General features: G+C 68.9%; 1 protein-coding gene. It reads right to left on the bottom strand.

Features of this window, described 5'->3' with window-relative positions; genetic code table 11:
- Positions 1 to 289: condensation domain-containing protein (locus IH61_RS42305; RefSeq protein WP_037974237.1), on the bottom strand; the 289-nt coding region annotated here is incomplete at both ends.

Here is a 289-nt window from a genome sequence, read left to right as displayed (position 1 = left end):
GAGGCTGGCGCCGGAGCCCCGGGCCAACTCCGTGAGCCGTCGGTGAAGTTCCGGGTCGATCTCCACCGTGACGTAATCACCGCGGTAGGTCATGACGGCCGGCCGGGGACGGTCGGTGGGCAGGGTGATCTGGTCGGGCAAGCCCGTCAAAGTCCGGGTCCAGTAGGCGACTTGGGTGGCGAAGAGGCTGTCGGGGTCGTTCTGGTCGCCGAGCAGCTCGTTCTGCCAGAGGGTGTAGTCGGCGTACTGGACGGGCAGCGGCGCCCACTGCGGTGCGTGGCCCTCAGCA

Source organism: Streptomyces sp. NRRL WC-3742, assembly GCF_000720635.1.
Lineage (GTDB): Bacteria > Actinomycetota > Actinomycetes > Streptomycetales > Streptomycetaceae > Kitasatospora.
This window is presented reverse-complemented; position numbering and strand designations above follow the sequence as displayed.